General features: G+C 67.5%; 18 protein-coding genes. 15 read left to right on the plus strand and 3 right to left on the minus strand.

Annotation, left to right across the window (positions count from 1 at the left end):
- The first annotated feature begins 171 nt into the window (after nt 1–171).
- A complete protein-coding gene (locus AB4Y67_RS01355) occupies nt 172–1,200 on the plus strand; it encodes a TerC family protein (protein WP_441404024.1) in 1,029 nt (342 codons plus the stop codon).
- Between the two features lie 27 nt (nt 1,201–1,227).
- Nucleotides 1,228–2,631, plus strand: a complete 1,404-nt coding sequence (locus tag AB4Y67_RS01360) for an MFS transporter (protein ID WP_441404025.1) — start codon at nt 1,228–1,230, stop codon at nt 2,629–2,631.
- 39 nt (nt 2,632–2,670) lie between these two features.
- Here the strand turns inward: AB4Y67_RS01360 and AB4Y67_RS01365 are convergent, their stop codons facing one another.
- The 3 genes from AB4Y67_RS01365 to AB4Y67_RS01375 all read right to left on the minus strand — a co-directional run bounded on the left by AB4Y67_RS01365 (nt 2,671) and on the right by AB4Y67_RS01375 (nt 7,183).
- Entirely contained in the window at nt 2,671–3,945 is a 1,275-nt protein-coding gene (locus AB4Y67_RS01365) for an alpha/beta fold hydrolase (protein WP_441404315.1), read from the minus strand.
- Nucleotides 3,946–4,081: 136 nt separating this feature from the next.
- A complete protein-coding gene (locus AB4Y67_RS01370) occupies nt 4,082–4,579 on the minus strand; it encodes a GNAT family N-acetyltransferase (RefSeq protein WP_441404026.1) in 498 nt (165 codons plus the stop codon).
- A gap of 57 nt (nt 4,580–4,636) precedes the next feature.
- Nucleotides 4,637–7,183 carry a DEAD/DEAH box helicase gene (locus AB4Y67_RS01375; protein ID WP_441404027.1) on the minus strand — a complete coding sequence of 849 codons (2,547 nt, stop codon included), beginning with the start codon at nt 7,181–7,183 and terminating at the stop codon, nt 4,637–4,639.
- Nucleotides 7,184–7,312: 129 nt separating this feature from the next.
- On the opposite strand from AB4Y67_RS01375, the gene AB4Y67_RS01380 reads away from it, so the two are divergent.
- From AB4Y67_RS01380 to gap, 13 genes are all read left to right on the plus strand, one after another.
- Entirely contained in the window at nt 7,313–8,092 is a 780-nt protein-coding gene (locus AB4Y67_RS01380; protein WP_441404028.1) for a trans-aconitate 2-methyltransferase, read from the plus strand.
- 165 nt (nt 8,093–8,257) lie between these two features.
- The gene (locus AB4Y67_RS01385) at nt 8,258–9,970 is read left to right on the plus strand and encodes an ABC transporter ATP-binding protein (protein ID WP_441404316.1); all 1,713 of its coding nucleotides are present in this window, start codon (nt 8,258–8,260) and stop codon (nt 9,968–9,970) included.
- 110 nt (nt 9,971–10,080) lie between these two features.
- On the plus strand, nt 10,081–11,964 hold the full coding sequence (locus tag AB4Y67_RS01390) for an ABC transporter ATP-binding protein (protein ID WP_441404317.1): 1,884 nt from the start codon (nt 10,081–10,083) through the stop codon (nt 11,962–11,964).
- Entirely contained in the window at nt 11,961–12,362 is a 402-nt protein-coding gene (locus AB4Y67_RS01395) for a GntR family transcriptional regulator (protein WP_441404029.1), read from the plus strand. The genes AB4Y67_RS01390 and AB4Y67_RS01395 overlap by 4 nt, the downstream gene beginning before the upstream one ends.
- Nucleotides 12,363–12,583: 221 nt before the next feature.
- Nucleotides 12,584–15,424 (plus strand): excinuclease ABC subunit UvrA, encoded by a 2,841-nt coding sequence (gene uvrA, locus AB4Y67_RS01400; RefSeq protein WP_441404318.1) that lies wholly within the window; start codon nt 12,584–12,586, stop codon nt 15,422–15,424.
- Between the two features lie 124 nt (nt 15,425–15,548).
- Nucleotides 15,549–16,343, plus strand: coding sequence for an HAD hydrolase-like protein (locus tag AB4Y67_RS01405; RefSeq protein ID WP_441404030.1), 795 nt, complete (start codon nt 15,549–15,551; stop codon nt 16,341–16,343).
- The gene (locus AB4Y67_RS01410; protein ID WP_056433952.1) at nt 16,330–16,998 is read left to right on the plus strand and encodes a lysophospholipid acyltransferase family protein; all 669 of its coding nucleotides are present in this window, start codon (nt 16,330–16,332) and stop codon (nt 16,996–16,998) included. The genes AB4Y67_RS01405 and AB4Y67_RS01410 overlap by 14 nt, the downstream gene beginning before the upstream one ends.
- A 63-nt stretch (nt 16,999–17,061) precedes the next feature.
- Nucleotides 17,062–19,086, plus strand: a complete 2,025-nt coding sequence (gene uvrC, locus AB4Y67_RS01415) for an excinuclease ABC subunit UvrC (RefSeq protein ID WP_441404031.1) — start codon at nt 17,062–17,064, stop codon at nt 19,084–19,086.
- 123 nt (nt 19,087–19,209) lie between these two features.
- Nucleotides 19,210–20,133, plus strand: coding sequence for an RNase adapter RapZ (gene rapZ, locus AB4Y67_RS01420; protein ID WP_441404032.1), 924 nt, complete (start codon nt 19,210–19,212; stop codon nt 20,131–20,133).
- A complete protein-coding gene (locus AB4Y67_RS01425; RefSeq protein WP_441404033.1) occupies nt 20,133–21,152 on the plus strand; it encodes a gluconeogenesis factor YvcK family protein in 1,020 nt (339 codons plus the stop codon). The genes rapZ and AB4Y67_RS01425 overlap by 1 nt, the downstream gene beginning before the upstream one ends.
- A 10-nt stretch (nt 21,153–21,162) precedes the next feature.
- A complete protein-coding gene (whiA, locus tag AB4Y67_RS01430; RefSeq protein ID WP_066438143.1) occupies nt 21,163–22,143 on the plus strand; it encodes a DNA-binding protein WhiA in 981 nt (326 codons plus the stop codon).
- Between the two features lie 174 nt (nt 22,144–22,317).
- Nucleotides 22,318–22,941: a superoxide dismutase gene (locus tag AB4Y67_RS01435; RefSeq protein ID WP_441404034.1), complete on the plus strand. Its 624-nt coding sequence runs from the start codon at nt 22,318–22,320 to the stop codon at nt 22,939–22,941.
- Nucleotides 22,942–23,230: 289 nt separating this feature from the next.
- Nucleotides 23,231–24,241 carry a type I glyceraldehyde-3-phosphate dehydrogenase gene (gene gap, locus AB4Y67_RS01440; RefSeq protein ID WP_441404035.1) on the plus strand — a complete coding sequence of 337 codons (1,011 nt, stop codon included), beginning with the start codon at nt 23,231–23,233 and terminating at the stop codon, nt 24,239–24,241.
- Nucleotide 24,242: the final 1 nt, after the last annotated feature.

Raw genomic sequence — 24,242 nt, forward strand, 5'->3', positions numbered from 1 at the left:
GTTGGGCGGACGTAGGGGAGTATCCCAAGCGCTACGATCGTCAACACGCACGGCACAGATGCCCTGCCGGGCGTAGCGGGCAGCCAGGCAGTACCAGGTACGCGGTACCGGACACGCAGGCCAGTCGGAGAGACTTACACCGCACTGTCACACCCTGCGAAAGGTATCTTCGTGCCCGAACTTCCCGTCTGGTTTGAGGTTGGCTCCTTTGTCGTCCTCGGCATCATCCTGGCCATCGACCTGCTGCTGGTCCTCAAGCGCCCGCACGAACCCTCCATGAAGGAGGCCGGCCTGTGGGTGTCGTTTTACATTGCCCTCGCGCTTGTCTTCGCCGGTGCCATGTTCGCCTTCACGGGCCCCGAGTACGGCGGGCAGTTCCTTGCCGGCTGGGTGACGGAATACAGCCTCAGCATCGACAACCTCTTTGTCTTCATCATCATCATGGCCCGCTTCTCGGTACCCCGTAAGTACCAGCAGGAAGTGCTGATGGTCGGCATCATCATCGCGCTGATCCTCCGCGGCATCTTCATCCTGCTCGGTGCCATTGTGATCGAACAGTTCAGCTGGGTCTTCTACATCTTCGGTGCCTTCCTGCTGTGGACCGCGTGGAAGCAGGCCCAGGACGACGGCCACGAGGAGGAAGACAAGGAAAACCCGCTCATCGCCCGGATCCGCAGGGTCCTGCCGATGTCGGATAAGTACGACGGCGGCAAGCTCCGCACCGTGGTGGACGGCAAGAAGGTCTTCACGCCCATGCTGATCGTCTTCGTGACCATCGGCCTGACGGACCTGCTCTTCGCCGTGGACTCCATCCCGGCCATCTTCGGCCTGACGCAGAGCGCGTTCATCGTCTTCACCGCAAACATCTTCGCGCTGATGGGCCTGCGGCAGCTGTACTTCCTGCTTGGCGGCCTGATGACACGCCTGATCTACCTCAAGCACGCGCTCTCGGTGATCCTCGCGTTCATCGGCGTGAAGCTGGTCCTGCATGCCATGCACGTCAACGAGCTGCCCTTCATCAACGGCGGCCAGCACATCGAATGGGCCCCCGAGATCCCCACGTATGTTTCCCTCGGAGTGATCATCGGCACCATCATCGTCGCCGTGATCGCCAGCCTGATCAGCTCCAAGGCCACGCAGACGAAGCTAGACGCCCGGCTCGAAGAGGACGCCCGCAAGAGCCTGAGCGACGCAGAGTAGGTATTCCGGTTCGGCTATGCTCGGACCGTGAAAATCTTTGACACAACAGCTGTGAACGGTACGGCGCTGGACCCGCAACGGGTCCAGCGCCGTACCGTTTGGGTGCTGAGCTCCGCGCAGCTGCTCAGTGGAATCGGCAACGGCGCCAGCCTGTCCGTCGGATCGCTGCTGGCCGTCCAGCTGTCCGGCTCCAACGCCTGGGCGGGCTCCGTAACCACCACCATGACCCTCGGCGCCGCGGCGGCCGCCCTTCCGCTCGCGGGACTGGCCGGACGCCGCGGCCGGCGGGCTTCCCTGGTCACGGGTCTGCTCGCAGCCATGGCCGGCGCACTGCTGGTGATCGTATCCACGGTAACCGGGAGCTTCCCGGTGCTGCTGCTGGCCGCGGCCTTGCTGGGACTCGGCACGGCCGCCAACCTGCAGGCCCGGTTCGCCGCCGTCGACCTCGCCGAACCTGAACACCGCGGCCGTTCCCTGGCAATCGTGGTGTGGGCCGTGACCGTCGGCGCCGTCGCCGGTCCCAACCTCATCCGCCCCGGCGCCCTGGTCGGGGAAGCCCTCGGCCTGCCGGCTCTAGCCGGTCCCTTTGTGTTCTCATCGGCCGGGTTGGCACTTGCCGCATTGCTGCTGATCGTGGGCCTGCGGCCGGATCCGCTGCTGCTCGCCGCACGCCTCCGCTCCGCCGGGCAACCCCGCGCAACCGGAACAACCGGAGCCCCAGCCGCCAAAGCCGCGGCCGGCGGCGCTGCCAAAGGCACTTCCGGGGCCCGACGGCGGCACGGCCTCCGTCACGGAATGCGCGCCATCAAGGCCGCCCCGCGGGCCCGGCTCGCCCTCCTCGCAGTGATTGCCGCACACGGCTGCATGGCGGCCGTGATGTCCATGACGCCCCTCCACCTGCAGTTGCTGACCGAGGGTCCGCTGGCCGACATGCCCTCCGGCCACGCCCACGCCGCCAGCACCGACGTCCTGGTCCTGATCGGATTCACCATCTCGCTGCATATCGCCGGGATGTACGCGCTGTCTCCGGTCATGGGCTGGCTGACGGACAAGACGGGCCGGCTCCCGGTCATCCTGCTGGGACACGGGCTGATCCTGCTGTCCGTCCTGGTGGCCGGCTTCGGGGACACCGAGCCGGCCCTGGTGACGGTGGGGCTGGTGCTGCTCGGACTGGGCTGGTCCGCTGCCACCATCGCCGGTTCCACCCTGCTCGCCGAGAGTGTCGGCGCGGATGACCGCGTCCTGGTCCAGGGCGTCTCAGACACCATGATGGGGGTCGCCGGAGCGGTCGGAGCAGGGTTCTCCGGACTGGTGATGAGCGGTGTCGGCTATCAGGGTCTCAACCTGGCGGCCGCCGCAGTCGCCGCGGCGGTGCTTGTGGCCGCCCTGCGCGCGGCGGCCAGGGTCCGCCGGCTCCAAATGGCAGCCTAGCGGCCGGAGGGCCGGTGGCCGCTCTGCCCCGGACTCCGCCTAGGCCCGGACGGACCGGGTCAGGCCGAGCAGCCGGGCGAAGATGCCCTCGCCGTCGTCCGCGATGCCGTCATGGTGGAAGTCCGCAGACTCCCAGACCTGCAGGCCGCGGACGGCCGCGGCCGTCTCCAGCGAGAGGTCGCGGTCCACATAGATGTCATCGCTGTACACGGCGGCGGCCACCGGGACGGTGTTGAGTGCGAGCCGTTCGGGATCGTACAGCGGCGGCCAGTCGTCCTTTTCCGCGAGCAGCCCGGCAACCCCCTGCAGGGGCCGGAGCGCGGGATCCTGCTCGAAGTACCAGGGGTAGACCATCTCGCCGGTAAGCAGCGGCTCGGGGGCCTCCGGGGAAAACTCCGGGAAGTCCTGCAGGACCCGCCAGGCCGCCCAGTCGGTGGACTCGCCCTGGCCGTAGATCGATTCGTGCATCACCGCGTACAGCGGGTTGGCCGACCGGGACACGAGCCCGCGGACCTGTTCGAGGAAGGCATCCGAGAGGCGGTCGCCGCCGGGCGTGCCCACGAAGGCGTCCTCCAGCAGGTGGTGCAGCGCATCCACCCGCGTGTTGCCGCCCAGGAAGGAACCCACCATCTGGAAGCGCTCCACGGTGAGGCGTCCGCCGTCGGGCAGGAATTCCTCCGTGTCGCGGAGGTGCCGGGCGATCCGGGTGACCGCCGCACGGTCCTCGGGATACCGTCCGAAGTACTCGGCGTTGCGGGCGGCCACCCGCTGGAAGGTGGCGCGGTAGACCCGGTCCGCGGGGCCCGTGAGGGGGCCGAGCCCTCCGGTGATCAGGGCTTCGCGAAGGCCCTCCGGGGCGAAGGAAAGGTAGCTGAGGGCGCAGAAGCCGCCGTAGCTCTGGCCGTAGATGGACCACGGCGCGGACCCCAGTGCCAGCCGGATGGACTCCGCATCGGCGACGATCGAATCCGCACGGAAGTGCGCCAGGTAGCCCGCCTGGTCGGCATCGTTCCCGCGCAGCGGCAGGGTGTTGCGGTCGATCGCGGAGGACAGACCGGTGCCGCGCTGGTCCAGCATCAGGATGCGGAAGTCCTTGGCGGCGGCTTTGCTCCAGCCGCCAAGGGAGGGGAGGCGGTTGCCGCGGCCGCCCGGGCCGCCCTGGAGGTAGAGCAGCCACGGGAGCCGGGCGGCCTCCTCCTCGGTGTGGTCCGTGGAGACGTATTCGCGGGCAAAGACGGTGATGGTCTCGCCGGCCGGCGCGTCGCCGCCGAAATGGTCCAGCGGCACCTCGAAGTAATGCTCCGCGGTGCGCATCCCGCGGTATTCGTGCCGTGCCTTGATGGTGTGGGGGACCGGCGGCCGCGCCGCCTCGAGCAGGCCCGCGGCACCGGATCCGGCCAGGGGCAGGTCGGCCAGGGGCAGATCGGCCGCCGTCCGGGACGCAGACAGGTCAGCCACGGGCTTCGGCTTTGCTGGCCCCGAAGGCTTCAAGCGCTTCGCCGGTAAGGCGGAACGTGGACCATTCCTCCATCGGGTTGGCGCCGAGTTTCTTGTAGAAATTGATGGAGGGCTCGTTCCAGTCCAGGACGCTCCATTCGACGCGCGCGTAGCCGCGGTCCACGGCGGTCGCGGCCAGATGCTGCAGGAGTGCTTTGCCGTGGCCCTCGCCGCGGGCCTCGGGCCGCACGTAGAGGTCCTCCAGGTAGATACCGTGGACGCCTTCCCACGTGGAGTAGTTCAGGAACCAGAGGGCGAACCCCCGGACGTCGCCGTCCTCGTTCTCGGCCATGGCGGCGAACACGCGCGGATTCTCGCCGAAGAGGACCTCGCTCAGCATCTCCGGAGTGTTCCGGACGGCGTCCGGCTCCTTCTCGTAGATGGCCAGGTCATGGATCATCTGCAGGATTGCGGGGACATCATTCGCCGTCGCGGGCCGGATTACACTCATTGTTCGAGTTTACAAGTTGACCGGGCCCGACTGGGCCCACCCCACGTGCAGGACCGTTTAGAGCCGGTTCACATCCGTGACACGCACGACGGCGGTGCCGGTCTCGTCGGATGCCGCGAGGTCGACCTCCGCGGAGATGCCCCAGTCGTGGTTCCCGGCCGGGTCCTCGAAGATCTGCCGCACCTTCCACGTCCCGGGTTCCTCGGTGATCATCAGCAGGCCGGGTCCGCGGGCGTCGGGGCCGGTGCCGATGTCGTCGTGTTCGTCGAAGTAGTCATCCAGCACGTCCTCCCAGCGCTCGGCATCCCAGCCGGAACCGGCGTCGAGCTCGGCGAGGGCAGTGGCGTCCTCGTCCGCGAAGAGCTCCACCCGGCGGAACATCTCGTTGCGCACCATCACCCGGAACGCCCGGACGTTGGAGGTTAGCGACGGCGGCGGGGGCGGGGGAGCATCGTGCGGCGTCGGCGCCTTGCCGGAGGTGAGCTCCTCCCACTCATCCAGCAGGCTGGAGTCGACCTGGCGGACCAGTTCGCCGAGCCACGCGATGAGGTCTTCCAGGTCTTCGCGGAGGGCGTCCTGCGGGACGGTCTGCCGCAGGGCCTTGAAGCCGTCGGCGAGATAGCGCAGCACAATGCCCTCGGACCGGGCCAGTCCGTAGAACTGGACGAACTCGCCGAAGTTCATCGCCCGCTCGTACATGTCCCGGACCACCGACTTGGGCGCAAGCTCAAAGTCACCGATCCACGGGGCGGCCCGGCGGTAGACATCGAAGGCCTCGCCGAGGAGCTCCGCGAGCGGTTGCGGGTAGGTGACCTCATCCAGCATGGCCATACGCTGGTCGTAGTCGATGCCGTCCGCCTTCATCGCGGCGACTGCCTCACCGCGCGCTTTCTTCAGCTGCGCAGACAGGATCTGCCGAGGCTTCTCCAGCGTCGACTCGATCACGGACACGACGTCCAGGGCGTACGACGGCGACTCCGGATCCAGCAGTTCCAGCGCCGCCAGAGCGAAGGGGGACAGCGGCTGGTTCAGGGCGAAGTTGGCCTGCAGATGGACCGTCAGCCGGACCGTGCGGCCGTCCGTGCCCTGCTCCTCAGACGGGATCCGTTCCACGACGCCGGCGGCCAGCAATTCGCGGTAGATCCCGAGGGCCTTCTTCATCAGCTGCAGCTGGGACGAGCGCGGCTCATGGTTCTCCGTGAGCAGGCGGCGGGCGGCCTTGAACGGATCTCCCGGCCGTTCCATCAGGTTCATCAACATCGCGTGGGTCACGGTGAAGCTTGAGGTCAGAGGATCCGGCACGGACTCCACGAGGCGTGTATAGGTCGGTTCGCCCCAGGACACGAAGCCTTCCGGCGGCTTCTTCTTGACCACCTGGCGGAGCTTCTTTTGGTCGTCGCCGAACTTGGCAGTGGCCTTGGCCATCGCCTTGACGTTCTCCGTGACGTGCTCCGGGGCCTGCACCACAACGGTTCCTGCGGTGTCGTAGCCGGCACGTCCGGCGCGGCCCGCGATCTGGTGGAATTCGCGGGAGTTCAGAAGCCGGGTGCGGACGCCGTCGTACTTGCTCAGCGCGGTGAGCAGCACGGTGCGGATGGGGACGTTGATGCCCACGCCGAGCGTGTCCGTCCCGCAGATGACCTTGAGCAGCCCGGCCTGGGCGAGCTGTTCCACCAGCCGCCGGTACTTGGGCAGCATGCCGGCGTGGTGGACACCGATGCCGTGCCGGACCAGCCGGTTCAAGGTCTTACCGAAACCGGCGGCGAAGCGGAACCCGGCGATCAGCTCCGCGATCTTGTCCTTCTCCTCGCGGGTGCAGACGTTGATGCTCATCAGGTTCTGGGCCCGGTCGATCGCCTCCACCTGGCTGAAGTGCACGACGTACACGGGAACCTGCTTGGTCGCGAGGAGTTCCTCGAGTGTCTCGTGGACGGGCGTCTGCTCGTAGTAATAGTGCAGCGGGATGGGCCGCTCCACCGAACTGACGGTCGTCGTCGGGCGGCCGGTCAGCTCGGTGATGCCGGCTTCGAAGCGGCTGACGTCGCCGAGCGTCGCGGACATCAGCAGGAACTGTGCCTGGGGGAGCTCCAGGAGCGGCACCTGCCAGGCCCAGCCGCGCTGCGGGTCGGAGTAGAAGTGGAATTCGTCCATGATGACGGCGCCGAGCTCGGCGGCGGCGCCTTCGCGGAGCGCGATATTGGCCAGGATCTCCGCGGTGCAGCAGATGATCGGGGCGTCCTGGTTGACACCTGAGTCGCCGGTGATCATTCCGACGTTCTCCGCGCCGAAGATCTCGCACAGGGCGAAGAATTTCTCCGAGACGAGGGCCTTGATCGGGGCGGTGTAGTAGCTGCGCTGTCCGCGGGCCATGGCCTGGAAGTGGACGGCGATGGCAACGAGGGATTTGCCGGAGCCGGTGGGGGTTGCCAGGATGACGTTGGCGCCGGAGGCAAGCTCCATGATGGCCTCGTCCTGGGCGGTGTACAGGGCCAGCCCGCGGGTTTCCGTCCACTCGACGAAGCGGGTGTAGAGCTCGTCCGGGTCGAGGCCTGTCCGGCCTGGGACCCGGGCGGCCGGGGCGGGGAGCTGTTCAACAAGTTTCATCGCTCCCCAGCTTAGTGGCCTGCTCTGTCCCGGGTGCGCGCCTCCTTGGCCGCCGTCCCGGCCGGGGATAGGCTTCGGAGGTCGCGTCGTTTGCCGGTGGCTGGAGGAACGGGAACTGGAGGAAACACCGTGAAATGGGATCCCGCCAAGTATGTGCAGTTCGGGGACTACCGGGACCGGCCGTACTTCGACCTGACAGCCCGAATCCATGCGGACGAACCCCGCCACGTGGTCGACCTCGGCTGCGGTCCCGGGAACCTGACCGCCACCCTGGCCGAACGCTGGCCCGCGGCTGAAGTCACCGGCCTGGACTCGTCCGCGGACATGCTGGCCCGATCTGYGGTGCACACCCGCCGGCTGCCCCATCTGTCCTTCGGCCTGGCGGATATCGCCGGCTGGATGCCCTCTGCCGGGACGGACGTCGTCGTCACCAACGCCGCCCTGCAATGGGTGCCCGGCCACCGGGACCTGCTGGCCCGCTGGCTCGCGGCGCTCAAGCCCGGCGCCTGGTTCGCGCTGCAGGTCCCCGGCAACTTCAACGCACCCTCGCACGCACTGATGCGCGGACTGGCGGAGTCCGCAGGGTGGGCGGGCCGGCTCGCCGGTGTGCTGCGCCACGACGACGTCGTGGGCGAACCGGACGAATACTTGAAGATCATGCTCGACGCCGACTGCGACGCGGACGTGTGGGAAACCACTTACTACCAGCTGCTCCACGGCGACAATCCCGTGCTGGAGTGGGTGCGCGGCACCGGACTCAGGCCGGTGCTGGCCGCCCTGTCCGCCCCGGACGCCAGCGATTTCGAAGCCGAATACTCGGCGCAGCTGGCCCTGGCGTACCCGGCCGGACCGCACGGAACCGTGTTCCCGTTCCGCCGGATCTTCGCCGTGGCCCGCAAGCGGGAATGACCCGCGGACGCTCCTTTCTGAACGGCCACCGCGGCCGGCCGACGTGTGACAACAGAGCACTGTGTGATCGTGCTTACAATGTCGGGGCAGCGTGGGGGCCGCTGCAGTCGCGAAGCTGAATCCATGCCCTAAATTAGCGATGGAGGATCGGTGCTTATAGGCCTGATGGGCCGGCTGTTAGCCGCCCACAAAGGGACCGTGCTCGCCATCGTGCTCCTGCAGCTGGTGCAGACCACTGCCAGCCTCCTCCTTCCCACCCTGAACGCGGCCATCATCGATGACGGAGTAGTCGGCGGGGACGTCCCGGCGATCCTGCGGTTGGGGTCCTGGATGGCCGCGATCGCCCTGGTGCAGGTCGTCACGGCCATTGCCGCCGGCTATCTGGGCGCCGTCGCGGCCATGGAGCTGGGCCGGGAACTTCGCGCAGAGCTGTTCGCCAAAGTGCAGTCCATGTCCTCCCAGGAAGTCGCCGCGTTCGGCGCTGCCAGCCTGGTCACGCGGGCAACCAACGATGTCGCGCAGATCCAGAACCTGGTGGTCCTCGTGTTCACGATGCTGGTCGCCGCGCCGGCGATCTTTGTCGGCGGGATCGTGCTGGCCCTGCACCAGGACATCGCCCTGTCCGGAATCGTGGTCGCTGTGATCCCGGTGCTCGCCGTCATCATGATCCTGATCGTCCGGCGGCTCGTGCCCCTCTACCGGCAGGGCCAGGAACTCATCGACCGGACCAGCCGGATGCTGCGTGAGCAGATCATCGGGGCCAATGTCATCCGCGGCTTTGTCCGCCAAAGTTACGAGATCCGGCGTTTCGACTCGCTCAACAAGGACCTGACGAAGAACAACCTGCGGTCCGCGCTGCTGGTCGCCGGAATGATGCCGCTGATCATGCTGGTGGTCAATCTGTCCTCTGTCGGTGTGGTCTGGTTCGGCGGACACCGGATCGAGGCCGGCGAGATGCGGCTGGGCGCCTTGACGGCGTTCATCGCGTATATCCTGCAGATCCTGATCGCCATCATGATGGCCATGTACGTCTTTATGACGGCCCCGCGGGCGGCAGCCTGCGCGGAGCGGATCCAGGCGGTCCTCGACACGGCGCCGGCGATCACGGACGGCCCGGGCGGCGCCACCCCCGAGGGCCACGCAGTGCAGTTCCGGAACGTCTCCTTCGCGTATCCCGGCGCCGAGGCTCCGGTCCTCGACGGGGTCAGCTTCACGGCCGTTCCCGGGACCGTGACAGCCGTCATCGGCGCCACGGGCAGTGGCAAAACCACCCTTCTGAACCTGTTGCCCAGGTTCCTCGCCGCTACCGGCGGGAAAATCAGCATCGGCGGCTGCGATGTGCGCGGCCTCCCGCTGGACACTTTGCGGAGCCTGATCGCCGTCGTACCCCAGCATTCCTATCTGTTCTCCGGGACGCTTGCCGGGAACCTGCGGATGGCCGCCCCGTCGGCGACGGACGAGGACCTGTGGCGTGTGCTGGGCAGCGCGCAGGCGGAGGGGTTTGTGCGGAAGCTGCCGCTGGGACTGGAGGCGCCGGTGAGCCAGGGCGGCACGAATTTCTCCGGCGGGCAGCGGCAGCGCCTGTGCATCGCACGCGCCCTGCTTCGGGAGGCTCCCGTGTACTTGTTCGACGACAGCTTCTCGGCACTGGACTACGGCACCGACTACCGGCTCCGCGAGGCCATGGCGCCGCTGCTGCGCACGGCCACCGTCCTGGTTGTCGCCGAACGGGTGGCGACGATCGTGGACGCGGGCCTGATCCTGGTCCTTGAGGACGGCCGGCTGGTGGCGCAGGGAACACATCAGCAGCTGATGGAATCCTCGGCGAGCTACCGGGAAATCGCCGCCTCCCAGCTGGTGCTGGAGGAAACCCTGTGACCCCGGAACAGGCGGTCGGCGCCGGCACGGATGCACCTGCCGCGCGGGACGCCAAAGACCAGCCCCTGGTGGACACCCCGTCCGGCGGCCGCAGCCAGTCCCTCCCGGTGATGGCCCAGGAGGAGGCACCGACGGGCAGCCGGTTCCGCTGGCGGACCGCCGGGCGCCTGCTCGGACTGCTGCGGCCGTCCAAGTGGCGGATGGTGGGAGTCATCGCCGCCACGTGCGCGTTCGTGGTACTCAACGTGGCGGCGCCGAAGGTCCTGGGTGACGCCACCGACGTCGTGGTTGCGGGTGTGGTCGGGGGATCCTTCAACGAGGAAATGCTCGCCGCGCTGCTGGCGGGGGTGTCCGTGATGTACCTGGGGGCTTCCGTCTTCAGCTGGATCCAGGGCACCCTGACAGCCGTCGCCGTGCAGCGCCTCGGCTACGGGCTCCGGGCCTCGGTGGAGGCCAAACTGCAGGTGCTGCCGTCCAGCCATTTTGATGAGCAGCACCGCGGGGACGTGCTGAGCCGCGCCACGAACGACGTCGACAACATCGCCCAGGCCCTGAATCAGCTGCTCAACCAGCTGATCATGTCGCTGCTGATGCTCTCCGGGGCGCTGGCCATGATGCTGTGGCTCTCCCCGGTTCTGGCCCTGGTTGCGCTGGTCTCCGTCCCGGTATCAACGCTCATCACCGTCCTCGTGGCCAGGAAGTCCCAGGCCCATTTCGCCGAGCAGTGGGGAAGCACCGGCGAACTGCACGCCCAGCTGGAAGAATTCTTCACCGGCCACGAGGTACTCATGGCCTTCGGCCGGCAGGATGCCGCCGCTGCCAGTTTCAAGGACGGCAACGACAAGTTGTACCGGGCCAGCGCCCGCGCCCAGTACGTTTCCGGCGTTGTTCAGCCCCTGATGGTCTTTGTGTCCAACCTCAACTACATCGCCGTTGCCGTCGTCGGGGCGCTCCAGGTGCTGGCCGGCGCCATGACCATCGGCGGCCTCCAGGCCTTCATCCAGTTCACCCGGCTCTTCAGCCAGCCGATGGGGCAGATTGGCGGCATGCTCACCCTGATGCAGTCCTGCCTCGTTTCGGCCGGCCGGGTCTTCGAACTCCTTGACGCGCCGGAGATCCCGGCGGAGCCCGGCGTCACCGGCGCTGACCCAAGCGCCGCGCGGTCCGTGGCGGACCCGGCCGAGGAGGCGGCGTCCGCGGCAGACCCGGCCGACACCGCTGGCCGGGTCTACGGCCGGGTCGCCTTTGACCAGGTCACCTTCGGCTACAGCACCGGCTCGCCGGTGGTCCAGGATTTGTCCTTCACCGTCGAACCCGGGCAGACCGTGGCTATCGTGGGCCACACCGGCGCCGGCAAGACCACCGTGGTGAACCTCCTGATGCGCTTCTACGAACTGGAATCCGGCCGCATCACTGTCGACGGCACGGACATCGCTGATCTGTCCCGGGATGAACTGCGGTCCAGGTTCGGAACGGTGCTGCAGGACGCGTGGCTGTTCACCGGCAGCATCCGGGACAACATCGAGTACGGGCGCCCCGGCGCCGGCGAAGCGGATATTGTTGCCGCGGCGCAGGCCAGCCACGTGGACCAGTTCGTCCGATCCCTCCCCGGCGGCTACGCCACCATGCTCGGCAACGACGGCGACTCGCTGAGCCGCGGCCAGCGCCAGCTCATTTCCATCGCCAGGGCGCACCTGGCCGGGCGCAGCATCCTGATCCTCGACGAAGCCACCAGCTCCGTCGACAGCCGCACCGAACTGCAGATCCGGCAGGCGATGCAACGGCTCCGGCACGGCCGCACAAGCTTCGTCGTTGCCCACCGCTTGTCCACCGTGCGGGACGCTGATCTAATTCTGGTCATGGACCAAGGACGGATCGTTGAACAGGGGACCCATCAGCAGCTGATGGCCAAGTGCGGGCTCTACGTGGAATTGTACGAGGCGCAGTTCGCCCGCCGCGAACAGCCTAAGAGTGCCCAGGAGCCCGGACAGTGACGACCAGTGATACTTCAGCAACATCAGTGACACCCTTCCCCGGCGCCTGGCGGCCCAATCCGGGCAGCACCGTCCCGTTGTTTGAACAGCTCCGGCTCAACATCATCGAACGGGCCGACAACGGGACCCTGGCGCCCGGAACGAAGCTCCCCGCAGTCCGGAGCCTCGCCGGCGAGCTGGCCGTCGCTCCGCACACTGTGGCGCGCGCCTACAAGGAATTGGAGGCCGCCGGCGTCGTGGTGACCCGCGGCCGGAACGGGACGGTGGTGTGCGCCCGGGACGAGGCCTGGAGCTCGCTCTCCGACGCCGCCGCCGAATTCGCAGCCTCGGCCAAGGCCCAGGGTGCCAGCTTCGCCGAGGCCGTGCAGCTGCTCGCCGCCGCCTATGACCGCGAGTAGCCGGCCGCTAACACAGCGGCCGGCAGTCCCCGGCGCGGGACACGGCCGGGAATGGATATTCGAAGAAGTTTTCGATTAGCATTGGTAGCGTGCCTAAAGCCGTAGCTGAAGATCCAGCCGTTGATACCCAGCCCGCCGCAGTCCCGGAGACTGCAGTTCCCAAGGACTCCGCAAAGCCGGGACGCGCCGTCGAAACCCGCCCCGCAGTGACACGACCGGACATGTCCCGGCTCGTCGTCAAGGGCGCGCGGGAGCACAACCTGCGCAACGTGGACCTCGATCTGCCGCGCGATTCAATGATCGTGTTCACCGGTCTCTCGGGCTCCGGCAAGTCTTCCCTGGCGTTCGACACGATCTTCGCCGAGGGCCAGCGCCGCTACGTCGAATCGCTCTCCGCCTACGCCCGGCAGTTCCTGGGCCAAGTGGACAAGCCCGACGTCGACTTCATCGAAGGGCTCTCGCCCGCGGTGTCCATCGACCAGAAATCCACCAGCAAGAACCCCCGTTCCACCGTGGGCACCATCACCGAGATCTACGACTACATGCGCCTCCTGTGGGCCCGTGTCGGCCGCCCGCACTGCCCCGTCTGCGGCGAGCCCGTCACGAAGCAGACCCCGCAGCAGATCGTCGACCAACTGCTGGAACTGCCGGATGGAACCCGCTTCCAGGTTCTGGCCCCCGTGGTCCGCGGCCGCAAGGGCGAATTCGTCGAACTGTTCAAGGAACTCACCGCCAAGGGCTACTCCCGGGCGCGGGTCGACGACAAGCTGATCCAGCTCAGCGATCCGCCCAAGCTCGGCAAGCAGTTCAAGCACACCATCGAAGTGGTCGTGGACCGACTCGTGGTCAAGGACGGCATCAGCCAGCGCCTCACCGACTCGGTGGAGACCGCCCTCGGCCTGGCCGAGGGGCGGATCCTGGCCGAGTTTGTGGACCTCGAAGAGGACCACCCCGAACGGATCAGGGCGTTCTCCGAGCACCTCGCCTGCCCCAACGAGCACCCGCTCGCGATCGACGAGATTGAACCGCGCTCGTTCTCCTTCAACAACCCGTTCGGCGCCTGCTCGGCCTGCAGCGGCATCGGCACCAAGCTGGAGGTTGATGAGGAACTCATCATCCCGAACGGCGAACTGTCCCTGGGGGAGGGCGCCATCGCGCCCTGGTCCCTCGGCACCGCCACCACCGAGTACTGGAACCGCCTGCTCGACGGCCTCGCCAGCGAACTCGGCTTCTCCATGACCACCCCGTGGGACAAGCTGTCCGAGGACGCCCGCCAGACGGTGTTGCACGGCAAGGACCACAAAGTGGTGGTGCAATACCGCAACCGCTTCGGCCGCGAACGCAAATACAGCACCGGCTTCGAGGGCGTCATCCAGTACGTTCACCGCAAGCACCTCGAAACGGACTCGGACTCGGCCCGCGACCGCTACGAGGAATACATGCGGCAGATCCCATGCCCGGCCTGCAACGGCGCGCGCCTGAACCCGGCGTCGCTCTCGGTGCTGATCAACGGCAAGTCGATCGCGGAGGTCGCCGCCCTGCCGATGCGCGAATGCGCCCACTTCCTGGACCACCTCGTCCTCACCGGCCGCGAAGCCCAGATCGCGAACCAGGTCCTCAAGGAGATCCAGGCCCGCCTGACCTTCCTCCTCGACGTCGGCCTGGAGTACCTGAACCTGGAACGGCCCTCCGGCACGCTGTCGGGCGGCGAGGCCCAGCGCATCCGGCTTGCCACGCAGATCGGCTCCGGCCTGGTGGGTGTGCTGTACGTCCTGGACGAGCCGTCCATCGGCCTGCACCAGCGCGACAACCGCCGCCTCATCGAGACCCTCACCCGGCTCCGCGACCTCGGCAACACCCTGATTGTGGTGGAACACGACGAAGACACCATCCAGGAAGCCGACTGGGTGGTGGACATCGGGCCCGGCGCCGGGGAGCACGGCGGCATGGTGGTGCACTCCGGTTCCTACAAGGAACTCCTCGAGAACACCGAATCGCTCACCGGCGACTACCTCTCGGGTCGTAAGCGGATTGACGTCCCGAAGAAACGGCGCAAATACGACAAAAAGCGCGAACTCAAGGTGGTCGGCGCCAAGGAGAACAACCTCCTGAACGTGGATGCTGCCTTCCCGCTGGGACTCTTCACTGCGGTGACCGGCGTCAGCGGGTCCGGCAAGTCCACCTTGGTCAACGAGATCCTCTACAAGGTCCTGGCCAACAAGCTCAACGGCGCCAAACAGGTGGCAGGACGGCACAAGTCGATTCAGGGCCTCGAGCACCTCGACAAGGTGGTGCACGTCGACCAAAGCCCCATCGGCCGCACACCGCGYTCCAACCCGGCCACCTACACGGGTGTGTTCGACAACATCCGCAAACTGTTCGCCGAGACCACAGAGGCGAAGGTCCGCGGTTACCTGCCGGGCCGGTTCTCTTTCAACGTCAAGGGCGGCCGCTGCGAGGCGTGTTCCGGCGACGGCACGCTGAAGATCGAGATGAACTTCCTGCCAGACGTCTACGTGCCCTGCGAGGTCTGCCACGGAGCCCGGTACAACCGTGAAACGCTGGAAGTCCACTACAAGGGCAAAACGATCGCCGATGTCCTGAACATGCCGATCGAGGAAGGCGCCGAGTTCTTCGCGGCCTTCTCGCCGATCGCCCGGCACCTCAGCACCCTCGTCGACGTCGGACTCGGCTACGTCCGGCTGGGCCAGCCCGCCACCACGCTCTCCGGCGGCGAGGCGCAGCGCGTCAAGCTCGCGGCGGAGCTGCAGAAGCGGTCCAACGGGCGCAGCATCTACGTGCTGGACGAGCCCACCACGGGTCTCCACTTCGAGGACATCCGGAAGCTGCTGCTGGTGCTCCAGGGCCTCGTGGACAAGGGCAACACGGTCATCACCATCGAGCACAACCTCGATGTCATCAAGAGCGCGGACTGGATCGTCGACCTGGGCCCCGACGGCGGATCCGGCGGCGGCCGGATTGTCGCCTCGGGAACTCCGGAACAGGTGGCCAAGTCCACGGAAAGCCACACGGCAGCGTTCCTGGCCGACATCCTGGCGTAAGCCACGCCACGCCCCGATGCATCCGCAGCATCCGCCGCGGATGCATCGGCGTTGCGGGCGACCTTATATTCCGGTCGGGGCATGCGAGTTTCTGGCATCAGTCCACTCGTGAGAAACTAGGCCGGTGACCCAAACAACAGTGCCCGTGATCTTCGACCTGGACGGCACTCTTGTCGATCCGGCCGGGGGCATAACGGACGGAATCGCAGCGGCCCTCACGGAGCTCGGACTCGGCATCCCCGGCAAGGACCGGATGGACGCCATGATCGGCCCGAAACTCAGCCATTCCCTCACGGATATCGCCGGGGTCCCCGCCGACCGGCTCGACGACGCCATCCGGATCTACCGCGCGCACTACCGCACCACCGGCATCGCGCAGAGCCGGCTCTACCCGGGAATCCGGGACCTGCTGGAATCCTTTGCGCAGGACGGACGGCCCATCGCCGTGGCCACCCAGAAACCCGAAGGCATCGCCAAGACAGTCCTGGAGCACCACGGCATCGCCGGCCTGTTCCACACCATCCGCGGCGCGGYCGCCGACGAGGCGGCAGCGGCGGGCGAGCCGTCGGGGAAGGCCGGGATCGTCGCCGCCGCCCTCGCGGACCTCTCCGCGCTTCATGGCCTGGACACACAACACGCAGTGATGGTGGGGGACCGGGCGCAGGACGTGGCCGGCGCCGCTGCCAACGGCCTCGACTGCATCGGCGTAGGCTGGGGCTTCGCTCCGGACGGCGAACTGGACGAGGCGGGAGCCGTGGAGATCGTGCACAGCAGCTCAGCCCTGTTTGAGACGATTGCCCGGCGCGACGCGGCACATTCGCGCAGCAGCGCGGCGGACAGCAGCCCAGCGAACCGGGCAGTGACCCCCGACCTGACGACACCAGCCCAAGACGAGGTGCACACCGATGGCAATGTTTGACGCAATCCGCTGGACCACGCGGGGCCTTGTCAGCTCCACCTGCCGGCCGACGGTCATCGGACTGGAAAACGTGCCCAAGGAGGGCCCGTTCATCGTGGCACCCAACCACCTGTCCTTCCTGGACAGCGTGATCGTCCAGGCGCTTATGCCCCGCCCCGTGGCCTTCTTCGCCAAAGCGGAATATTTCACCACCGGCGGTGTCAAGGGCAAAGTGATGAAGTCCTTCTTCGAAGCCGTCGGATCCATCCCGGTGGAACGCGGCGAGCAGGCCGCCAGCGTCCAGGCGCTCAAGACCCTGCTGGAGATCCTCGACTCCGGCAAGGGCGTCGGGATCTACCCGGAAGGCACCCGCTCCCGGGACGGAATCCTCTACCGCGGCCGCACCGGCGTTGGCTGGCTGGCCCTGACCACGGGCGCCCCCGTGATCCCGGTCGGCCTGATCGGCACCGAGAACCTGCAGCCTGCGGACAGCAAGTCGGTCAAGCCGCAGCACTTCACCATGAAGGTCGGCGAACCGCTGTACTTCGACAAGACGGGGCCGGACCATTCCCTGCCTGCCCGCCGCCAGGCCACCGACCGCATCATGGACGCGATCGCCGGACTCAGCGGCCAGGAGCGCTCCACGAGCTACAACCAGAGCAAAGCCACCGACTAGCGCAAAACCCTGCCCGCGGCTTAACCGTCAAGGGCACGGCTGCCTCCTCAGTAGACTTGAACTGTGGCAGATCCAGCGAGTTACCGACCCCAGACGGGTGAAATTCCGACCAATCCGGGCGTGTACCGCTTTCGCGACCCGCACGGCCGGGTCGTCTACGTCGGGAAGGCCAAGAACCTCCGCGCGAGGCTGAACTCCTACTTCGCCAATCCGGCGGGGCTGCTCCCCAAAACGTATGCCATGGTGCACACGGCCAGCAGCGTCGAGTGGACGGTCGTCAGCAGCGAGCTCGAGTCGCTGCAGCTCGAGTACACCTGGATCAAGGAATTCACGCCCCGGTTCAACGTGATGTTCCGGGATGACAAAAGCTACCCGTACCTCGCCGTCTCGATGGGGGAGAAGTACCCCCGGGTCCAGGTCCTGCGCGGCGAGCGGCGCAAGGGCACCCGATACTTCGGCCCGTACACCGCCGGGGCCATCCGGGACACCATGGACACCCTGCTGCGCGTCTTCCCGGTCCGCAGCTGCAGCCCTGGAGTCCTGAAACGGGCCGAAGCCAGCGGCAGGCCCTGTCTGCTCGGCTACATCGACAAGTGCGCGGCACCGTGCGTCGGGCGCATCTCGGCCGCGGACCACCGCGCCCTGGCCGAGGACTTCTGCACCTTTATGGGCGGTGAGGCCAAACCGTTCGTCACGAGGCTCGAAAAGGACATGGCCGCCGCGGTGGCGGAACTGGACTACGAGCGGGCGGCCCGGATCCGGGATGACATCGTCGCGCTCAAGAAGGTCTTCGAACGCAACGCCGTGGTCCTTGCCGAGGGCACCGACGCGGACGTCTTCGCCCTGCATGAGGATGAACTCGAAGCCGCCGTCCAGGTCTTCCACGTCCGCGGCGGCCGGATCCGCGGCCAGCGCGGCTGGGTCGTCGAAAAGGTCGAGGACTCCACCACCCCGGACCTCGTCGAGCACCTGCTCCAGCAGGTCTATGGCGAGGAAGCCGGCCTTGAGGGCAGGCTGCCCCGCGAGGTCCTCGTCCCGGTGGAACCCAGCAACGCCGCCGAGCTCGCGCTGTGGCTCGGCGGGCTGCGCGGGGCCAGGGTGGACATCCGGGTGCCGCAGCGCGGCGACAAGGCCGCCCTGCTGTCCACGGTCCGGGAGAACGCGGAGCATGCCCTCAAACTCCACAAGTCCCGGCGTGCCGGCGATCTGACCATGAGGTCCCAGGCGCTCCAGGAACTGCAGGAGGCCCTCGAGCTGCCGGTCGCGCTGCTGCGGATCGAATGCTTCGACATCTCGCATGTCCAGGGCACCAATGTGGTCGGCTCCATGGTGGTGGTCGAGGACGGCCTGCCCAAGAAGTCCGACTACCGGAAGTTCTCTGTCACGGGGGAGGCCGCCAACGACGACACCGCCGCCATGCACGACGTGCTGACGCGGCGGTTCCGGAACTACCTGCAGGAGCAGTCTGTCCAGGCCGACGCCGCCCGCCAGCCGGGCCATCAGGCCATGCTTAACGCCACAGCCGACGCGGCGGTGGCCGGCCCGCTGTCCACGGTCGCGGACACCACCACCCCGGCGCCGCGGACCAAGTTCGCGTACCCGCCCAACCTCGTGGTGGTCGACGGCGGCAAGCCGCAGGTCAACGCGGCCGCCCGCGCCCTCGCCGGACTGGGCATCGACGACGTCTACGTCGTCGGGCTCGCCAAGCGCCTCGAGGAAGTCTGGCTCCCGGACAGCGACTTCCCGGTGATCCTGCCGCGGGCCTCGGCCGGGCTGTACCTGCTCCAGCGCATCCGCGACGAGGCCCACCGCTTCGCGATTTCGTTCCACCGGCAAAAGCGCGGCAAGGCGATGACCGTCTCCGCGCTGGACGGTGTGCCCGGCCTCGGCGAATCCAAGCGCAAGGCCCTGCTCGCCCAGTTCGGCTCGGTCAAGAGCATCAGGACGGCCAGCGTCGAGGAACTCACCGGCGCCAAGGGGATCGGTCCGTCGCTGGCCGCGGCGATCGTCCGGCACTTCACCGACGACGACGGCGCCACCACCGTGCCCGCGATCAACATGACCACCGGCGAAATCCTTGAGACTTAGCTAGCACCGGCAAACTTAGCTAGGGTAAGGACTTGGGAAACGGCACGCGCGGCGACTTTACGCGACGCGGCCGCCGCCCGGCGGTCATAGCGCACAACAGCACAGCAGAACGGGGCTTCACTGATGGCAGAGTCGACGGCAGGATCCGGGACGGAATCGGACGGCATGACGCCGGTCAAACCCGTTGAGGCGGAACTGCTCGTAGTGACGGGCATGTCGGGAGCCGGCCGGAGCACCGCGGCGGACGCCTTGGAGGACCACGGCTGGTACGTCGTGGAAAACCTCCCCCCGCAGATGCTCGGCACCCTCGCGGAAATCGTGTCGCACGCGCCCGGGTCGATTTCCAAGCTCGCCGTCGTCATGGACGTCCGCAGCAAGGAGCTGTTCGCCGACATCCGCGCCGCCCTCCGCAATCTCGAAGCGAGCGGCGTCGGCTTCCGGGTCCTGTTCCTCGACGCGGACGACGGCGTCCTGGTCCGTCGCTTCGAGCAGGGCCGGCGCCCGCACCCGCTGCAGGCCGGCGGCAGGATCCTTGACGGTATCGCCGCCGAACGCGAACTGCTGCACGAACTCCGCACCTCCGCCGACATCGTCCTGGACACCTCGGCGCTGAACGTGCACGGCCTCGCCACAGCGATCACCGAACTGTTCAGCGAGACCGGGCCTGTGGCCCTCCGCCTCAACGTGATGAGCTTCGGCTTCAAGTACGGGCTCCCGGTCGACGCGAACTTCGTCGCCGACGCCCGGTTCATCCCCAACCCGCACTGGGTCCCTGCGCTCCGCCCGCACACCGGTCTGGACAAGGACGTCAGCGACTACGTGCTGGAGGCGCAGGGCGTCAGCAACTTCGTGGAGCGCTACGTTCTGGCCCTCGAACCGGTCCTGGACGGCTACCGCCGGGAGAACAAGCACTACGCCACCATCGCCGTCGGCTGCACCGGCGGCAAGCACCGCTCGGTGGCAGTCGCCGTCGAACTGTCCCGCCGGCTCGCGCAGTACCCGCGCGTCACCGTGACCACCACCCACCGGGACCTGGGCCGCGAGTAATGGCGCTGCTTACCGGGCCGCTGCCGCTCGTCCCTCCGGCCAGCGCGGCCTTCGCCAGCCAGCAGGATAAGGGTCCCTCCGTCGTCGCGCTCGGCGGCGGCCACGGCCTCTCCGCCTCGCTGTCCGCGCTGCGCCTCCTCACGTCCGAGCTGACCGCCATCGTCACGGTCGCGGACGACGGCGGCTCCTCGGGAAGGCTGCGGGAGGAGTACGGTGTCCTGCCGCCGGGCGACCTGCGGATGGCGCTCTCCGCGCTCTGTGACGACACGGACTGGGGCCGCACCTGGCGCGATGTTATGCAGCACCGCTTCGCGCCCGGCAAGGGCCGCGGCGGTTCCCTCGACGAACACGCCATGGGCAACCTGCTGATCGTGACGCTCTGGGAGCTCCTGGGCGACACCGTCGCCGGCCTCAAGTGGGCCGGGGCGCTGCTCGGTGCCCGCGGCGAGGTCCTGCCAATGTCCAGCGTCCCTCTGACCATCGAGGGCCAGGTCCGGGTCACCGCCCCGGACGGCACCTCGGTGCTGCAGACGCTCACCGGGCAGGCGAAATGCGCCGTGGCCGGCTCGCTGGAACGCGTCCGGCTGCTGCCGGATGACGCGCCGGCCTGCATCGAGGCGCTCACCGCCATCGAGCTGGCCGACTGGGTCATCCTCGGCCCGGGATCCTGGTACACCTCCGTGCTCCCGCACCTGCTGCTGCCGGAAATGCGCGAGGCGCTGTGCAACACGGCCGCCCGGCGCTGCCTCACCATGAACCTCGCGACGGACACCAAGGAAACCCTCGGAATGTCCGCCGCGGACCACCTGCGGGTGCTCCGGGAGTACGCGCCGGACTTCACGATCGACGTCGTCCTGGCCGATCCGGCGTCCGTGACGGACCTCGCCGACTTCGAGCAGGCGGCCGGGATGCTCGGTGCCGAGGTGGTGTTGGGTAAAGTGGGGGCGTCGAGCCGCCGGCCGATCCACGACCCGCTGCGTCTGGCAACGGCGTACCACGACATTTTCGGGAACAGGTAGGAAAGGTGCCATGGCACTGACAGCATCAGTCAAGGAAGAACTTTCCCGGCTGGACATCAAGAAGTCCTCGGTCCGCAAGGCTGAAGTGTCCGCCATGCTTCGCTTCGCCGGGGGACTGCACATCATCTCCGGCAGGATCGTGATCGAGGCCGAAGTCGACCTCGCCTCGACCGCCCGGCGGCTGCGCGCCGCCATCGCCGAGGTCTACGGGCACCAGAGTGAAATTATCGTTGTGTCCGGCGGCGGGCTGCGCCGCGGCAGCCGCTACGTGGTCCGGGTGGTGCGCGACGGCGAAGCCCTCGCCCGCCAGACCGGCCTGCTGGACGCCAGGGGCCGGCCCGTCCGGGGCCTGCCCTCCGTGGTGGTGAACGGATCCGCCGCCGACGCCGAGGCCGTCTGGCGCGGCGCGTTCCTGGCCCACGGCTCACTCACCGAACCCGGCCGGTCCTCCGCGATGGAGGTCACGTGCCCCGGTCCAGAATCCGCATTGGCCCTCGTCGGAGCGGCCCGCCGCCTCGGGATCCAGGCCAAGGCCCGCGAGGTCAGGGGAGTGGACCGTGTGGTCATCCGCGACGGCGACACCATTGCAGCCCTGTTGACCCGGATGGGTGCCCACGACGCGCTGATGGTGTGGGAGGAACGGCGGATGCGCAAGGAGGTCCGCGCCACCGCGAACCGGCTGGCCAACTTCGACGACGCCAACCTGCGGCGTTCGGCGCAGGCCGCCGTCGCTGCCGGCGCCCGCGTCGACCGCGCCCTGGAGATCCTCGGCGACGACGTCCCCGACCACCTGAAGTACGCGGGGGAACTGCGGGTGGCGCACAAGCAGGCAAGCCTGGACGAACTCGGCCGCCTCGCCGACCCGGTCATGACCAAGGACGCCATCGCGGGGCGGATCCGCCGTCTGCTGGCCATGGCGGACAAACGCGCCCAGGACCTCGGCATTCCCGGCACGGAGGCGAATGTGACACCGGAAATGCTGGACGAATAGCCTCTGCCGGGAAACACCAGCAGAATCGGATCGGGCCGGCGGGAATACCTCAGGGGGACCGGAGGCTATGCCCACAGGATTGACGATCCAGAGACTTCCGGGTGCCACAACATCCGGATGCACAATCCGAGAGTTACCAAAACGGACAACCAGTCCACGACATTGGAGGATTTTGTGACCGAGTACGTACTGCCCGAACTTGACTACGACTACGCCGCGCTGGAGCCCCACATCTCCGCGAAAATCATGGAGCTGCACCACAGCAAGCACCACGCCGCCTACGTCACCGGAGCCAACAACGCCCTCAAGCAGCTGGCCGAGGCGCGCGAGAAGGGCGATTTCGCCAACATCAACCGCCTCTCCAAGGACCTCGCGTTCCACACCGGCGGCCACATCAACCACTCGGTGTTCTGGAAGAACCTCTCCCCGGACGGCGGCGACAAGCCCGAGGGCGAGCTCGCGGCCGCGATCGACGACGCCTTCGGCTCCTTCGACGCCTTCCGTGCGCAGTTCAGCGCGGCGGCACTGGGCCTGCAGGGCTCCGGTTGGGGTTTCCTCGCCTACGAACCGATCGGCGGCAACCTCGTCATCGAGCAGCTTTACGATCAGCAGGGCAACGTCGCACTCGGCACCACCCCGCTGCTGATGCTGGACATGTGGGAGCACGCCTTCTACCTGGACTACGTCAACGTCAAGGCCGACTACGTCAAGGCCTTCTGGAACATCGTGAACTGGGCCGACGTCGCCAAGCGCTTTGACGCCGCCCGCAAGAACGCCACGGGCCTCATCACGCTCTAGAGCGGTGTTGGACGGCGGCGCGTCGTTTGCGCAGCCGTTAACCGGAACGTAACAAAGCTCACAATTCGGGCCGTTCGGCCCGGATCGTGGAAGGTCCGCCCCCGCACTTGCGGGGGCGGGTCCAGTTAAACGTAAGATGGATCACGGAAGGCGGTTAGCCTTCAGCAATGTGGCTGGTCGCCCTCCGATCTGTTAATCATCTCTGCCCAATGGCGTGCGGGATCTGTTAGTTGGCTTGAGCGCCTTCTCAACTAATCGTGCTTGAAGAAGCACCAAGGAGACTGAAAACGTGACCACCCGTATTGGTATCAACGGCTTCGGCCGCATCGGCCGCAACTACTTCCGCGCCGCACTTGCCCAAGGGGCAGACCTCGAAATCGTCGCCGTGAACGACCTCACCAGCCCGGAAGCCCTGGCACACCTCTTCAAGTACGACTCCGTGGGCGGGCGCCTGCAGGAAACGATCGAGGTCAAGGACGGCAACATCGTCGTCGACGGCAACCTTGTCAAGGTCCTCGCCGAGCGCGATCCGGCCAAGCTGCCTTGGGGCGAGCTCGGCGTTGACATCGTGATCGAATCCACCGGTTTCTTCACCAAGGCCGCCGACGCGCAGAAGCACATCGACGCCGGCGCCAAGAAAGTCCTGATCTCCGCCCCCGCCTCCGACGAGGACATCACGATCGTGATGGGCGTCAACGACGGCCTCTACGACCCCGCCGCGCACCACATCATTTCCAACGCCTCCTGCACCACCAACTGCCTCGGCCCGCTGGCGAAGGTGGTCAACGACGTCTTCGGCATCGAGCGCGGCCTGATGACCACCATCCACGCCTACACCGCAGACCAGAACCTGCAGGACGGCCCGCACAAGGACCTCCGCCGTGCCCGCGCCGCCGCCATCAACATGGTCCCCACCTCCACCGGTGCGGCCAAGGCCATCGGCCTGGTCCTGCCGGAACTCAAGGGCAAGCTCGACGGCTACGCCATCCGCGTGCCGGTCCCCACCGGCTCCGCCACGGACCTCACCGTCACCGTCTCCCGCGAGACCACCGTCGAGGAAGTCAACGCAGCCCTCAAGGCCGCCTCCGAGACCGCCGAGCTCAAGGGCCTGCTGACCTACACCGACGAGCCGATCGTCTCCTCCGACATCGTCGGGGACCCGGCGTCGTCCATCTTCGACTCGGGCCTGACCAAGGTGATCGGCAACCAGGTCAAGGTTGTTTCCTGGTATGACAACGAATGGGGCTACTCCAACCGCCTCGTGGACCTCACGGAGCTCGTCGCAGCCAAGCTGGGCTAGG

The sequence above is a fragment of the Arthrobacter sp. YAF17 genome (genome assembly GCF_052113365.1).
Classification (GTDB): domain Bacteria; phylum Actinomycetota; class Actinomycetes; order Actinomycetales; family Micrococcaceae; genus Arthrobacter.

Bases quoted from the DNA above. Each gene is read 5' to 3' on its own strand.
- AB4Y67_RS01365 (WP_441404315.1), bottom strand. From the start codon at position 3,945: ATGCGCACCGCGGAGCATTACTTCGAGGTGCCGCTGGACCATTTCGGC.
- AB4Y67_RS01370 (WP_441404026.1), bottom strand. From the start codon at position 4,579: ATGAGTGTAATCCGGCCCGCGACGGCGAATGATGTCCCCGCAATCCTG.
- AB4Y67_RS01375 (WP_441404027.1), bottom strand. From the start codon at position 7,183: ATGAAACTTGTTGAACAGCTCCCCGCCCCGGCCGCCCGGGTCCCAGGC.
- AB4Y67_RS01385 (WP_441404316.1), top strand. From the start codon at position 8,258: ATGGGCCGGCTGTTAGCCGCCCACAAAGGGACCGTGCTCGCCATCGTG.
- AB4Y67_RS01390 (WP_441404317.1), top strand. From the start codon at position 10,081: ATGGCCCAGGAGGAGGCACCGACGGGCAGCCGGTTCCGCTGGCGGACC.
- AB4Y67_RS01410 (WP_056433952.1), top strand. From the start codon at position 16,330: ATGGCAATGTTTGACGCAATCCGCTGGACCACGCGGGGCCTTGTCAGC.
- rapZ (WP_441404032.1), top strand. From the start codon at position 19,210: ATGGCAGAGTCGACGGCAGGATCCGGGACGGAATCGGACGGCATGACG.
- AB4Y67_RS01425 (WP_441404033.1), top strand. From the start codon at position 20,133: ATGGCGCTGCTTACCGGGCCGCTGCCGCTCGTCCCTCCGGCCAGCGCG.
- whiA (WP_066438143.1), top strand. From the start codon at position 21,163: ATGGCACTGACAGCATCAGTCAAGGAAGAACTTTCCCGGCTGGACATC.